This is a genomic window from Streptomyces dioscori (assembly GCF_003024195.1).
Lineage (GTDB): Bacteria > Actinomycetota > Actinomycetes > Streptomycetales > Streptomycetaceae > Streptomyces > Streptomyces dioscori.
In genome coordinates, this window is sequence record NZ_KZ679065.1 from 68,120 (window position 1) to 81,693 (window position 13,574).

Consider the following 13,574-nt stretch of genomic DNA (forward strand, 5'->3'; position numbering starts at 1 on the left):
CTCAGCCGGTGCAGAGGCAGAACGGGTGGCCCGCCGGGTCCGCGTACGTGCGCCAGGTGCGTGTGCGGTCCGCCGCGTCCAGCACCTTCGCGCCCAGCGCCAGGACCGCCGCCTCCGCCGCGTCCAGGTCCTCGACCGTGAGGTCCAGATGGAACTGCTGCGAGGCCTCGGGCGAGGGCCACTTCGGCGGTACGTGTCCGGGGGCGGCCTGGAACGCCAGCGTCCCGCCCGCCGGTCCCGGCAGCCGCAGGTCGAGCCAGTCGCCGTTGTCCTCGACCGTCCCGCCGAGGATTCCGGCGTAGAACGCGGCGAGGGCGTGCGGGTCGGGACAGTCCAGGACGACGGAGCCCAGCTCGGCGAGAGCCATGTTCTCTCCTCGGTCGGTTGCGGCGTGGGTTTCAGGCCGTCGGGCGGCCCATCGCGCGGTACGTCCAGCCCGCCGCCCGCCACACCGACGGGTCGAGCGCGTTGCGGCCGTCCAGCACCACGCGGTCCGTGGCGACCTCGCCCAGCGCCGCCGGGTCCAGCTCGCGGAACTCGCGCCACTCGGTGAGGTGCAGGACGGCGTGCGCCCCGCGTACGGCGTCCACGGCCGTCTCGGCGTAACCGAGGGTCGGGAAGAGGCGGCGGGCGTTGTCCATGCCCTTGGGGTCGTAGACCGTGACCTGGCCGCCCTGGAGGTGGATCTGGCCGGCGACGTTCAGCGCGGGGGAGTCCCGGACGTCGTCCGAGTCGGGCTTGAAGGTCGCGCCGAGCACCGCGATCCGCTTGCCGAGGAAGGAGCTGCCGCCCAGCGCCTCCCGCGTCATCTCGACCATCTGGCCGCGGCGCCGCATGTTGATGGAGTCGATCTCGCGCAGGAAGGTGAGCGCCTGGTCGGCGCCCAGCTCGCCCGCGCGGGCCATGAACGCGCGGATGTCCTTGGGCAGGCAGCCGCCGCCGAAGCCGATGCCCGCGCGCAGGAACTTCTTCCCGATCCGGTCGTCGTGCCCGATCGCCTCGGCGAGCTTCACGACATCGCCGCCGCCCGCCTCGCAGACCTCGGCCATCGCGTTGATGAACGAGATCTTGGTGGCGAGGAAGGAGTTCGCGGCGGTCTTCACCAGTTCGGCGGTCGGGAAGTCGGTCACCACGAAGGGCGTGCCCTCGGACAGCGGCGTCGCGTACACCTCGCGCAGCAGTTTCTCGGCGCGCTCGCTGCGGATCCCGGCGACGATCCGGTCGGGGTGCAGGGTGTCCTGGACGGCGAAGCCCTCGCGCAGGAACTCCGGGTTCCAGGCCAGTTCGACCTCGTCGCCCGCGGGGGCCAGTCCGGTGAGCGTACGGGCCAGCCGGTCGGCCGATCCGACGGGCACGGTGGACTTGCCGACGACCAGGGCGGGCCCGGTGAGGTGCGGCGCGAGCGAGGCGAAGGCGGCGTCGACGTACGACATGTCGCAGGCGTACTCGCCGTGCTTCTGCGGGGTGTTCACACAGACGAAGTGGATGTCGCCGAACTCCGCGACCTCGGCGAAGTCCATGGTGAACCGCAGCCGCCCGCTGGACCCCTCGATCCCGGCGACATGCTTGCGCAGCAGCTCCTCAAGACCGGGCTCGTACATCGGGACCTCGCCCCGCTGGAGCATCTCGATCTTCTCGGGCACCACGTCCAGGCCCAGCACCTCGAACCCCAGCTCGGCCATGGCGGCGGCATGCGTCGCGCCGAGATAGCCGGTACCGATCACAGTGATCTTGAGGGCCATGGGTGCTCCAGGAGGTAGCCGTCAGGTGCGCGGACAGAGCATAGTCGGGGCGTGCCGGAGCCCTTGACCGGGCAGATCCCCCCTGTCGGCAAGCTCACGTACCAGTCGCGTGGGCGGGCGCATAAAATTTGGGTTACTTAACGGTAGTTAGCGTCATTGCATCTTTGGGAGCGTGAGAGACCTTGGCCGGATCGGCTGATTTCGACCTGTACCGCCCGTCCGAGGAGCACGACATGCTCCGGGACGCGATCCGCGCACTGGCCGAGGCGAAGATCGCGCCGCATGCCGCGGCGGTGGACGAGGAGGCCCGTTTCCCGCAGGAGGCCCTGGACGCGCTGGTCGCGGCCGACCTGCACGCGGTGCACGTACCGGAGTCGTACGGCGGCACCGGCGCGGACGCCCTCGCGACGGTCATCGTGATCGAGGAGGTGGCGCGGGTCTGCGCGTCCTCGTCCCTGATCCCCGCGGTGAACAAGCTCGGCTCGCTGCCCGTCATCCTGTCGGGCTCCGAGGACCTCAAGAAGAAGTACATGACCCCCCTGGCCAAGGGCGACGCGATGTTCTCGTACGCCCTCTCCGAGCCGGACGCGGGCTCCGACGCGGCCGGTATGAAGACGAGGGCCGTGCGGGACGGCGACTTCTACGTCCTGAACGGTGTGAAGCGCTGGATCACCAACGCCGGCGAGTCCGAGTACTACACGGTGATGGCCGTGACCGACCCCACCAAGCGCTCGAAGGGCATCTCCGCCTTCGTCGTCGAGAAGTCCGACGACGGTGTCTCCTTCGGTGCTCCGGAGCGCAAGCTCGGCATCAAGGGCAGCCCGACCCGCGAGGTCTACCTCGACAACGTCCGCATCCCCGCCGACCGCATGATCGGCGAGGAGGGCACGGGCTTCGCCACCGCGATGAAGACCCTGGACCACACCCGCATCACGATCGCCGCGCAGGCGCTCGGCATCGCCCAGGGCGCGCTCGACTACGCCAAGGGGTACGTCCAGGAGCGCAAGCAGTTCGGCAAGCCGATCGCCGACTTCCAGGGCATCCAGTTCATGCTCGCCGACATGGCCATGAAGATCGAGGCCGCCCGCCAGCTCACGTACGCGGCCGCCGCCAAGTCCGAGCGCGGGGACAAGGACCTCACCTTCCAGGGCGCGGCGGCCAAGTGCTTCGCCTCCGACGTCGCCATGGAGGTCACCACGGACGCCGTCCAGCTCCTCGGCGGCTACGGCTACACCCGTGACTACCCGGTCGAGCGCATGATGCGCGACGCCAAGATCACGCAGATCTACGAGGGCACGAACCAGGTCCAGCGGATCGTGATGGCCCGCAACCTGCCGTAGGCCGCCTCCAGGACGTGCACGAGGGCCCCGGCAGCCACTGGCTGCCGGGGCCCTCGTACATGTGTCAGGTGTGGCCTACCGGTCGCTCGTCACCGTGACCTTCTCGTCGTTCTTCAGCTGCTCGACCAGCTGCTTGACCTTGGCGGTGTCCCACTGGAGGTTGCCGTTGCCGGTGTTGCCCGAGATCGGCATGTTCATGGACTTGCCGTCGCCGCTGGTGACGCCCTTCATGGCCAGGAACATCGAGCCGAGGTCCCACAGGGACATGTCCTTGTCGACGGTGAGGGTGTCGAGGCCGGAGCTGAGCGTCGGGTAGAGCTTGAAGGGGTTCAGGACCGTGGACGGGGTCGCCGTCTGGTTGGCGAGCGCCGAGAGGAACTTCTGCTGGTTCTTCGTACGGTCCAGGTCGCTGCCCGCGAGCGCGTACCGGGTCCGGACGAAGGCCAGGGACTGCTCGCCGTTGAGGGTCTGCTTGCCCGCTTCGAAGTCGGCGCCGGACTTGGTGTCCTTCATGCCGCCCTTGGGGATCTCGATCTCCACGCCGCCGACCGAGTCGACGATCTTGGCGAAGCCGGCGAAGCCGATCTCCGCGTAGTGGTCGATGCGCAGTCCCGTGTTGGACTCGACGGTCCGTACGAGCAGCTCGGGGCCGTCCTCCGCGTACGCGGCGTTCAGCTTCACCTGGCGGCCGGTGCCCTGGAAGGTCTTGCCGGACTCGGAGCCCACGAAGGTGGGGATCGTCACGTTCGAGTCGCGGGGCAGCGAGATCATCGTGTTCCCGTTGTCGCCCACGTGCAGGATCATCATCGAGTCGGTGCGCTTGCCGTCGGCGGAGCCCGTGTGGAGCTTCTTCTTCTCCTCGGCGGACATGCCCTCGCGGCTGTCGGAGCCGACGATCAGGTAGTTCGTGCCCTCGCCCGCGTCGGGTCGGTCGATGACCTTCGACAGGTCCACGTCCCGGTTGAGCTTGGAGTCGGCCCAGAAGTACGTGCCCACGGACACCACGACGAGCAGCGTGACCACGGTGATGGAGATCCACTTGATCCGCTTGCGCCAGTTCGGCGCGGGGCGCCCGGGCCGGCCGTCGGGGCCGGGGCCCTGCGGACCGCCGCCGCCCCCGTAGACCTGCCCCGTGTTGTATCCGTCGTAGCCGTTGTCACCGTGTCCGTCGGTGTACGACTGCTGCGGCGGGACCCCGTGAGGAGGCGCCGAGGAGCGCGGGGCGCCGCCCTGGCCGCGCTGCACCTGCCGCATCACGCGGGCGCCCTCGGGCTGGGCGCTCGCGCTGCCGCTGCCTTGGCGGTCGCCGCCGTTGTTTCCGGACCATCCCTGGGGCCAATCGTTCATGCGACCCAGTGTGCAGTGCCCGACCATGTGCCATACAAGGGTCTTCGGAAAATCGGATCAGGGCTGTTGCCAAGCTGATGCAAAGCGCGTCTTGCGCGCCCCGACATAGGGTGGGCGGCATGACAGAGCAGGCCACCACCCCGGAATCCGATATTCCGGGCAAGCCGACTTCGGCGTCCAGAACCACCCTCAGCCACATCATGAGCCACAACGACACCAACCTGCTGGGGACGGTGCACGGCGGGGTGATCATGAAGCTGGTCGACGACGCGGCGGGGGCCGTGGCGGGGCGGCACTCGGGCGGGCCCGCCGTCACCGCGTCCATGGACGAGATGGCGTTCCTGGAACCCGTACGCGTAGGCGACCTGGTGCATGTGAAGGCACAGGTCAACTGGACCGGGCGTACGTCCATGGAGGTCGGCGTCCGGGTGCTCGCCGAGCGGTGGAACGAGTCGACGCCCCCGCAGCAGGTGGGGTCCGCGTACCTGGTCTTCGCGGCGGTCGATGCCGACGGGAAGCCGCGGCGGGTGCCGCCTGTGTGTCCGGAGACGGAGCGGGACGAACGCCGGTATCAGGAGGCGCAGATCCGGCGGCAGCACCGGCTGGCTCGCCGCCGCGCCATCCTGGACCTCCGCGAACGCCGCGCGGCGGAGGGCCTGGACTGACGGGTCCGCCGACGGGGCGAGCCCAAAAGACTGCGCAGTTCCCCGCGCCCCTAAAGGCTCGGCTGCGCCTTCGCCCCCTAAGGGGCGCGGGGAACGGCGCAATCTTTTGTCTTCGGCCTGAGGGGCGCGGGGAACTGCGCGATCTTTGAGGCGCGCCCCCGCCGGGCCGCACACGTGGGGACGGGGCTACGCCGGTGGGCAGATCACCTCGTCGCCGGTGACCGTGTCGAACTCCCCCCGCGCCGGATCCTCCGCCCGGACCTTCCGGACAGCCGAGAAGTCCGCCCCCACCACCACCTTCATCAACGGCCCCTGCCCCGTCACCGCGTGCAGCTCACTGCCGGGCAACGCCGCCGCGAGCGACTTCGCGGACCGGTCCCACCGCGGGTCGTACCGCACGACGGTCCGCCGCAACGTCCGGTCCTGCGCGTTCACCGGCGCCCGCGTCGTACGGAACCCCGTCCCCGCAAGACCGCTGTCGACCCGGCGCCCCAGCCCGGAGGTCATCGTCCCGTTCTCGACCTGCACCCGGATCTGCTGCGGAGCCACGTCGACGCTCAGCACCTTGGACCGCACCCGGTGCGGAGCGAGCGGCTTGTCGTCGCGCAGGGTCCTGAAGAGCCGTCCCGCCTTCTTCGGGTCCCATTTCAGCGTGGAGCCGATGCCCTTGACGGCGTACCCCATCTGTCCGATCGGGACGGTCGTGAACTCGGAGGACGACGGCGAGAAGCCCCGCATCGCCCGCCCCAGGGCGATGAGTTCGTTCGTCCCGAAGCCCTTGTCGGCCCGTACGGAACCGAGCACGGACTGCGTCACGTCGCGGAACCTGATCGGGTTGAGCAGCACCCCGGACGACGTGGCCCGCGCGATCAGCGCCGCCAGGAACCGCTGCTGACGCTGCATCCGGCCGAGGTCGGAGGCCCCGTCGACGTGCCGCGAACGCACGTACTGCAGTGCCTGTCCGCCGTTCAGGTCGTGCGTCCCGGTCGCGAGGTCGAGCCCGGTGACCGTGTCCTTCAGCGGCCGGACCGTGCAGATCCGCACCCCGCCGAGCACGTCCACGGTCTTCATGAAGCTGATGAAGTCGACCTCCAGATAGTGGTCGATCTTCACGTCGGTCATCTTCTCGACCGTGCGCACGGTCAGCTGCGGCCCGCCCTCCGCGTAGGCCGCGTTCAGCTTGACGGGGTGTGCCTTGTGCCGGTCGCCGGTGGTCCGGTCGACGTGCGGGGGCGTCTCGGCGTACGAGTCGCGCGGCAGGCTCACCACACTGGCCCGCCGCCGGTCCTCGGAGAGGTGCACGATCATGACCGTGTCCGTGCAGTGGCAGGGGGCCCCGCCGAGCCGGTACTCCTCCTTCTCCCGCGCCGTGATCCGGTCGCGTCCGTCGGTGCCGACCAGGAGCACGTTCATGCCGTGGCCGCGGGCGGGCCGGTTCTTCATGTCCTTGAAGGGGTCGATGCGGTGGATGTCGGAGTCGAGTCCGGTGACCACCGCGTGTCCGACGCCGGCCGCCGCGAGCACCGCCACGGACAGCGCGGTCGCCACCCGCATGGCCCACTGCGGCCGGCCGCCCCGTACGGGCTGCCGTACGGGACGCTGTCGCGGGGGAGGAGCGGATGGGCTGGGCGGGGTGGGCAAGGCGGACACCTCCGCGTAGGCCGGGTGTGGGGGTCCGTGAGCACCGTAGGCCCATACGATCTGCTGCCCGGTGCAGGGACCGGGCGGCGCGCGTCGGTGTCCCCCGTTCGCGGTAACGTAAGCCGCGATGAACGCCGAACCCGCCGTGCAGCTTCCCGCCGTGTCCGTGATCATGCCCGTCCTCAACGAGGAACGGCATCTGCGCGGAGCCGTCCAAGCGATCCTCGCCCAGGAGTACGCGGGCGAGATGGAGGTCGTGATCGCCGTCGGTCCCTCGTCGGACCGTACGGAGGAGATCGCGGCCGAACTCGTACGCGAGGACCCCCGGGTGCACACGGTCCCGAATCCGACCGGCCGCACCCCCGCCGCCCTGAACGCCGCGATCAAGGCGTCCCGCCACCCGGTCGTCGTACGCGTCGACGGGCACGGCATGCTCTCGCCGAACTACATCGCGACCGCCGTGCGGCTCCTGGAGGAGACCGGCGCGCAGAACGTCGGCGGCATCATGCACGCCGAGGGCGAGAACGACTGGGAGCACGCGGTCGCCGCCGCCATGACCTCGAAGATCGGCGTGGGCAACGCGGCCTTCCACACGGGCGGCCAGGCCGGCCCGGCGGACACGGTCTACCTGGGTGTCTTCCGGCGGCAGGCGCTGGAGCAACAGGGCGGCTACAACGAGGAGTTCATCCGCGCCCAGGACTGGGAGCTGAACTTCCGGATCAGGGAGGCGGGCGGCCTCATCTGGTTCTCGCCCGAGCTGCGGGTCTCGTACCGTCCGCGCCCCTCGATGCAGGCCCTGGCCAAGCAGTACAAGGACTACGGCCGTTGGCGCCACGTCGTGGCGCGCTACCACTCCGGCTCCATCAACCTGCGCTATCTGGCGCCCCCGACGGCAGTCGTCGCGATCGTCCTCGGCCTCGTGGCGGGCGCGGCGGTGACCCCGTGGGGCTTCCTGGTCCCCCTCGGCTACCTCGCCGCGATCGCGCTGGGTTCGCTGCCCGCGGGCAAGGGGCTGCCCCTGAAGGCGCGGCTGCGGATCCCGGTGGCGCTGGCGACCATGCACATGTCGTGGGGCTGGGGCTTCCTCACCAGCCCGAAGGCGCTGGCCAGGAAGGTCATCGCGTCCCGCCGTCCCGCGGTGCTGAGCGAGACCTGAGCGCCGGGCACCCGAACCGCAGAGGGGCCGCAACCGCCGTCGTCGTGACGGTGGTTGCGGCCCCTCACCGGTTTGCGGACCCTCGCTGATCCGGCGCCGGACTCAGTACTGGTACGGCTTGTACACGGGCATGCAGGCGTCCTTCTTGGAGCCACTGAGGGCGTCCGCGCTAGCGGGCAGGTCACCCGCCTCCGGAGCGGACTGCTTCGGGTAGGACGTGCCCTCCCGCCAGTCACTGCCGATGGTCAGCGTGGTGGTGACGGCGTCGGCCGTGGCGCGTACCTGACCGCTCGGCACACCGACGGCCTCGGCCACGGACAGCGCGTTCGCCCTGCCCTGCGCCCCCGAACTCTTCGGGTACGTGATCTGCGTCCGCGAGCTGGGATCGGCCTGCGCGCTCGCGACGGCCCTGGCGAATCCCTTGCCCTGCAGGGCGCCCGCGATCGCCGTGGCCCGGCTGCCCACCGGCGCCTGCGCGCTGTCGTCGCCCGCCGTGCCGTTGACGACCGTGACGGCCAGCCCCTCGGCGGGCGCCGCCGCTGGCCCGGTCGGCGTCGGGCTCGCGGACGCGCCGCTCTTGCCCTTACCGTCCTTGCCGTCCTTGCCGCCCTTGTCGAAGGAGATGTCGCTGCGGACCATCGACCACACCTTGTCGGCGTCCGTGGGCTTGGGGATCAGGTGGTTCGGGTTCCGCGGGTCCGTCACCGTGGGCATGGTCGTCATCGTCAACCGGTCCATCGGCACGGACTTGAGCTTCATCCCCAGGTCGTACAGCTTCTTGACCGTACCGATCTCCTCGGAGACCTCAAGGGAGTCGGTGGCCGCCTCGGCAAGGCCCATCAGCCTGCCGCTGTCGGTGAAGGCGTTCTGGCCCTTCAGCGTGCGGATCATCGAGTTCATGTACATGTGCTGGGCCTTGGCACGGCCCAGGTCGCTCTCGAAGGCGTGCCGGGTGCGCAGCCACTGCAGGGCCTGCTTCCCCTTGATCTTGTGGGTGCCCTTGGTCAGCTTCAGACCGGAACCACCGGAGACGCCCGGCAGTGAGCGGTCCCAGACGTTCTGCCGCACACACACGTCGACGCCGCCGACGGCGTCGGCCATCTTCACGACGCCGCCGAAGTCGACCATCATCCAGTGGTCGATGTAGACCCCGGTGAGGTTCTGCCAGGTGGCCAGCGTGCAGCCGGCCCCGCCGCGCTGCAGCGACGTGTTGATGATGTTCTCGGTCTCCGGGTACGTCTCCCCGGTCTCGGGGTCCTCGCACTCGGGGATCTTCACCCGGGTGTCCCGCGGGATGCTCACGACGGAGGCGCTCCTGCGGTCCGCGGAGACGTGCACCAGCATCTGGACGTCGGCCAGCGGCTTGGTGCCCACCTGGTCCTTGCTGCCGCCGAGCTTCACGTTCTCTTTCGAGTTGCGGCTGTCCGAGCCGAGCAACAGGATGTTCAGCGGCGTCTGTCCGGCCGCGTTGGGCTCCGTCTTCTTGACGTCCGAATCACCGTTGTTGCGCTTGCCCTTGTCGATGTTGCCGTTGAGATGACGGTAGTAGAGGTATCCGGCGCCGGCCGTCCCGAGTATCAGCACCGAGAGGACCAGCGCGAACCACCGGAGTATGCGCCGGGGTCTGCCGCCCCGCCGCCTCGCCCGTCTGCCGCCGTCCCCGCCGTCGTCGCCGTTCCCGCCCGACGCGGTCCGCGCCCGCGGTACCTGCCGCGCCTGCGAGGAGCCGCCGCCGTCCCGCTCCCCGGTGTCCGGGGAACCGTCACTGCGGCTCCGTTCCCCCGCATGCGAGGCGCGTGGACGAGCCCCCTCCCCACGCACACTGCTCTGCGCCATGTTCCTGCCTCCCCACCCTGCGCCTGACACAGGTCCGTCCTACGCCCTGTGAGACGTAGGACGGACCTGTTAGGTCACTTGGCGCACTCGACCTTGTCCGCCGTGGACTTCTCGACGTCCTCCGGCGCCGTCGACGGAGTGGTCAGAGAGACCCCGGCCCCCTTGAAGTCCTCACCGAGGGTCAGCGTGATCGCAGGCAGACCCTGGGAGTTGGTCACGCTCTTGCCCGGCTTCATGGCCGATCCGGACAGGCCCATGAGATCGGCGAGCCTGCGTGCCTGATCGGCCTGGTCGGGAGCGTACTCGACGGTTGTCTTCTTCAGCGTCGCCCCGGCGTTGCCCGCGTTCTCGGACTTCGTGACGCCCTCTTCGAGCTGCAGCCAGTTGAGGGTCTCCTGCGCGGAACCGGCGACCGCGCCGCCGTTGAGGACCCGCACCCGGACATCGGCGGGGTCGGCCTTGCTGCCCTTGAGACGGGCGGCCTCGGCGGCCTTCTCCTTCTTCTTCTCCTGCTTGACCGCGGTGAGCGAGACGTCGTCCTTGATCAGGGCGAACATCTCCTTGGCCTTGGCCTCCTGGAGGACCACCGTGGCCTTGACCTTCTCGGTGGGGTTGTCGACCACCGGCACGGTGGTGAAGGACAGGTTCTTGGTGGGGAACTTGCCCAGCTCGGTGCCGAGGTCACGCAGCTTGGTGATGCTGCTGATCTTCGAGTCGACGGTCAGCGCCTTGGTGCCCGCCTCCGCCAGCTTGAGCAGCTTGGTGGGGCTGGTGAGCGTGTCGTTCGACTTCAGCTTGCGCATCAGGGAGCTGAGGAACTGCTGCTGGATCTCGATCCGGCTGAGGTCGCCGCCGAAGCCCACCGAGTGGCGGGTACGGACGAAGGCCAGCGCCTCCTCGCCCTGGATGCTGTGCTCGCCCTTGGACAGCTTGAGATGGGAGTCCGGGTCGTCGATGTCCTTGGCGAGACACACGTCCACGCCGTCGACCGCCGTGGTCAGTGTCTTGACCGCGTTGAAGTCGGCGATCATGAAGTGGTCCATCTTGACGCCGGTGAGCGCGGTGACGGTCCGCATCGTGCAGCTCGGCGTCCGGCCCTCCTGCCCCAGGCTCTCGTTGAAACGCGTGCTCAGCGTGCCCGGGATGACCTTGGTGGAACCGTCCTCCTGGGTCGTCGGGCAGTCCGGGATGTCGGTGATCAGGTCACGCGGGATGCTCATCGCCGTGGCGTTCGTACGGTCCTTGGAGACATGCAGCAGCACCGTGGTGTCGGCGTGCCCGGGACTGTCCGAGTCGCCGTAGCTCTCGTTCCCCTCACCGGTGCGCTTGTCCGTGCCCACCAGGAGGACGTTGATCGCCCGGTCCTTGCTGAAGCCGCCGGTACCCGCGCCGTCGTCGGAGACGGACGTGATGTTGCCGTTTAGATGCTTCCAGTAGAGGTACCCGGCGGTACTCGTACCGACGAGCAGGAAGGCCATCGTGCCGCCCGTCCAGAGCAGTATTTTCCTGCCCCGCGACTTCTTGGGCCTGCCCTTGCGCCGGCCGGCCGGCGGCGGGCTCTCGGGCGCACGGCGTCTGCGCGGGCCGGGCACGCCGGGTTCCGGCGCCTCCTGCGGTGTCCCCTTCCGCTCCCGGCCGGGAGCGGTGCGCCCGCGCGGTGGCGCGGCGCCCGTCGTTCTGCGGGAACGGGGACCTGGGACCGCCGACTGCGGTGCGGAACTCTGCAGTCGCAGTTCGTAGTCGCCTGTGTCCGGGTTGAGTACCCACTGGTCTGCGGGGTCGATATCGTCCGCCCGCCCACGGCCTTGCGCGTCCACGGTTGCTTGAGTCCTCCGTCGGGGCCACGCGGCGTCTTTTCCCCCTCAAAAAGACGCTCGGTCAGTCGGTCCAACCAGTGCGCGACTCCCAGGACAGACCTCGGGCCGGGTGCACCGGATCGCTCACACTATCCGGCCGGATCAGCCACGAGCGACGACGGTGACGAATTCCACGTCCCTACAACCGGGCAATCCGCCCAATTCCTTGAACGTACGTTCCCGCTCTTGGTTTGCCCTTTACCCGGAGGGCTGTTGGGGCGTTAACCGCACACGTCCTCGGCGGCGGTGTTGCCCCGGAAAGTAGGCGCGGTGCTCGGTGCGGGATCCGGCGTGGCCGAGGTCCCGTCGGCCCGCTTTCCACCTGATGTGCGGTGGTCCGCGCCCGCCTCGGACCCGGAACGCCCCTTCTCGTCCCCATCACCCGGCCGAAAGCGCTCGAAGTCGTACGAATAGCCGCGTCTGTCCGGCTCGTCGACCGGTTCCGCGGTACTCCTCTTCGCGCCGGAATCCTCCGGAACTTCCTTCGCGACCTCCAGCGGCGCGTCCTTGCGCAGCCGCTCGAAGAGTTTCTCCGCCTCGGGTTCCACGAGCTGGTCGCGATTGGCGTCGAGCGCGTACGACTCCCTCGGCACGGTAAGGAATTGCACCCGTTCGGTGGGAATGTTGCGCATACCGCGCACCAGGTCGTACAGCCCTCGCAGGTTCGCGAGTCCCGGGTCGGTCGTGAGGGACGACGTCGCCGCGTCCAGCACGGGATAGAGCTTCGCGGGATTCAGGAGTACGTCGTTGCTGCGCACCTTGTTGACGAGCGCGCCCAGGAAACGCTGCTGGCGGTCCATCCGGTCGGTGTCGCTGCCGTCGCCGATGGTCTTGCGGGCCCGCACATAGCCGAGGGCCTGCTCGCCGTCGAGCCGCACCTTGCCCGCGGGCAGCCGCAGTTTCGCGGCGGGGTCGTCGATCGGCTCCTTCAGGCACACCTCGACGCCGTCGACCGCCTCGACCATGTCCTTGAACCCGTGGAAGTCCACCACCATGTGATGGTCCACGCGCACGCCGGTCAGCTTCTCGACGGTACGGATCGTGCAGGCCGGACCGCCCTTCTGGAACGCGTAGTTGAACATCGAGAACACGGGCGCGCCGCGGGAGCCGTCCGATCGGAGACAGCTCGGTATGTCGACCATGAGGTCGCGCGGCAGCGAGACGGCGGTCGCGCTGCGCCGGTTCGCCGCGAGGTGCAGCAGGATCGTCGTGTCGGAACGCTCGGTGCCGGAGTCCCTGCCGTACTTGCGGTTCCCGTCCCCGGACCGCGAGTCGGACCCGATCAGCAGGATGTTCTGCGCGGCGCGCACGAGCGCGGTGGGCCGCTCCTTCTCGTAGCGGGCGAGTTCGGCGGCCGTGTCGTCGTCCGAGGTGATGTTGGCGTTCAGCTTCTCGTAGACCGCCCAGCCGGCTCCGGCGGCGCCGACGAGGGCCACGGTGACGCCGATGCCCGTCCACCGCAGCCACCGTCTGCGGCGCCGGGCGACACCGGTTCCGGTGGCGGCGGAGCCCTCACCGGGCCCGGCCGCCCCGTCACCACGCGTCCCACCGCTCCGGCTCGCCACGCCGCCACCACCTCCCGCCGCCCGTGCATGCCCTCTACGACCATGACGCGTCCCGGACGACGGGGGCCTCGGCTGATGGGCCGAACGGGGGATGCCACCGGCTGCGGCCGGGTGGGGGCGGGCCCAAACGATTGCGCAGTTCCCCGCGCCCCCAGGCACCTGGGGGCGCGGGGAACTGCGCAAAGGGGGGGCGAGGGGGCGAAGCCCCCATGCGGTGAAGGGGAGGGTAGGGGCGGCGGGGGCGAGGAAAAATGCCTCAGCGGGCCGTGGACGTGACCCGTTCGCTCTCGATGCGCTTGGCGAGCGCGTCCTCCCCCAGCAGGTCGAGATTCCGGCACAACACCACGGACCCCCCGGAGGCCAGCGGCGCGTACAACCCCGCACTCAACCCCTCCCACGTGTCATAAGGCAACGCGGACAGCACCC

10 protein-coding genes and 1 pseudogene are annotated in these 13,574 nt (G+C 69.6%); 3 read left to right on the top strand and 8 right to left on the bottom strand.

Annotated features, from left to right (window positions below):
* Position 1 precedes the first annotated feature (1 nt).
* Positions 2 to 367 carry a VOC family protein gene (locus C6Y14_RS42255; RefSeq protein ID WP_107022243.1) on the bottom strand — a complete coding sequence of 122 codons (366 nt, stop codon included), beginning with the start codon at positions 365 to 367 and terminating at the stop codon, positions 2 to 4.
* A 31-nt stretch (positions 368 to 398) separates the two neighbouring features.
* Positions 399 to 1,742, bottom strand: coding sequence for a UDP-glucose dehydrogenase family protein (locus C6Y14_RS42260; RefSeq protein ID WP_107022244.1), 1,344 nt, complete (start codon positions 1,740 to 1,742; stop codon positions 399 to 401).
* A 182-nt stretch (positions 1,743 to 1,924) separates the two neighbouring features.
* Between C6Y14_RS42260 and C6Y14_RS42265 the strand changes: the two genes are divergently transcribed.
* On the top strand, positions 1,925 to 3,082 hold the full coding sequence (locus tag C6Y14_RS42265; RefSeq protein ID WP_107022245.1) for an acyl-CoA dehydrogenase family protein: 1,158 nt from the start codon (positions 1,925 to 1,927) through the stop codon (positions 3,080 to 3,082).
* 75 nt (positions 3,083 to 3,157) lie between these two features.
* Here the strand turns inward: C6Y14_RS42265 and C6Y14_RS42270 are convergent, their stop codons facing one another.
* Positions 3,158 to 4,429 carry an LCP family protein gene (locus C6Y14_RS42270; protein WP_199855057.1) on the bottom strand — a complete coding sequence of 424 codons (1,272 nt, stop codon included), beginning with the start codon at positions 4,427 to 4,429 and terminating at the stop codon, positions 3,158 to 3,160.
* A gap of 119 nt (positions 4,430 to 4,548) precedes the next feature.
* Between C6Y14_RS42270 and C6Y14_RS42275 the strand changes: the two genes are divergently transcribed.
* On the top strand, positions 4,549 to 5,094 hold the full coding sequence (locus C6Y14_RS42275; RefSeq protein WP_199855058.1) for an acyl-CoA thioesterase: 546 nt from the start codon (positions 4,549 to 4,551) through the stop codon (positions 5,092 to 5,094).
* A gap of 186 nt (positions 5,095 to 5,280) precedes the next feature.
* Here the strand turns inward: C6Y14_RS42275 and C6Y14_RS42280 are convergent, their stop codons facing one another.
* Positions 5,281 to 6,735 (bottom strand): LCP family protein, encoded by a 1,455-nt coding sequence (locus C6Y14_RS42280; RefSeq protein WP_225891553.1) that lies wholly within the window; start codon positions 6,733 to 6,735, stop codon positions 5,281 to 5,283.
* 127 nt (positions 6,736 to 6,862) lie between these two features.
* On the opposite strand from C6Y14_RS42280, the gene C6Y14_RS42285 reads away from it, so the two are divergent.
* Positions 6,863 to 7,891, top strand: coding sequence for a glycosyltransferase family 2 protein (locus tag C6Y14_RS42285; protein WP_107022249.1), 1,029 nt, complete (start codon positions 6,863 to 6,865; stop codon positions 7,889 to 7,891).
* A gap of 102 nt (positions 7,892 to 7,993) precedes the next feature.
* Here C6Y14_RS42285 and C6Y14_RS42290 read toward each other — a convergent pair whose 3' ends face one another.
* The 4 genes and pseudogenes from C6Y14_RS42290 to C6Y14_RS45425 form a co-directional block, all read right to left on the bottom strand.
* Positions 7,994 to 9,727, bottom strand: a complete 1,734-nt coding sequence (locus C6Y14_RS42290; RefSeq protein WP_107022250.1) for an LCP family protein — start codon at positions 9,725 to 9,727, stop codon at positions 7,994 to 7,996.
* A 74-nt stretch (positions 9,728 to 9,801) separates the two neighbouring features.
* A complete protein-coding gene (locus C6Y14_RS42295; protein WP_107022251.1) occupies positions 9,802 to 11,544 on the bottom strand; it encodes an LCP family glycopolymer transferase in 1,743 nt (580 codons plus the stop codon).
* A gap of 260 nt (positions 11,545 to 11,804) precedes the next feature.
* Entirely contained in the window at positions 11,805 to 13,148 is a 1,344-nt protein-coding gene (locus C6Y14_RS42300) for an LCP family protein (RefSeq protein WP_107022252.1), read from the bottom strand.
* Positions 13,149 to 13,404: 256 nt separating this feature from the next.
* Positions 13,405 to 13,574 (bottom strand): annotated as a pseudogene (locus C6Y14_RS45425) (TIGR03089 family protein); the annotation flags it as partial.